The organism is Streptomyces sp. 4F14, assembly GCF_048159485.1.
Lineage (GTDB): Bacteria > Actinomycetota > Actinomycetes > Streptomycetales > Streptomycetaceae > Streptomyces.
Map to the genome: position 1 here is coordinate 1 of NZ_JBLRVY010000364.1, position 323 is coordinate 323.

Annotated in this window: 1 pseudogene; it reads left to right on the plus strand. The window is 72.1% G+C overall.

The window, feature by feature from the left end:
• Nucleotides 1–323 (plus strand): annotated as a pseudogene (locus tag ACLZOT_RS51130) (SAM-dependent methyltransferase); the annotation flags it as partial.

Sequence of the window (323 nt, forward strand, 5' to 3'; positions counted from 1 at the left end):
TCTGCCTGGACAGCTCCCTGCTGTACTGCCACACCAACGACCAGCTCGACGGCTTCCTCGCCTCCTGCCGCCGGGCCCTGGCGCCGGGCGGGCTGCTGATCGCGGAGATGCGCAACGGGGCGTACTTCCTGGGCCGTACGGATCTGCTCGACCACCCGAGGGCCGACGCCTTCACCTGGCAGGGCACCGCATACCGGTCGACGACCTCCCTGACCGTCGACCGCACGGCCCAACTCCTGCGCCGCACCCGCGTGTGGACGACCGACGACGGCGCCCGGCCCGTCGAACAGTGCTCCGCCTGGCGGCTGCTGCTGCCGCAGGAG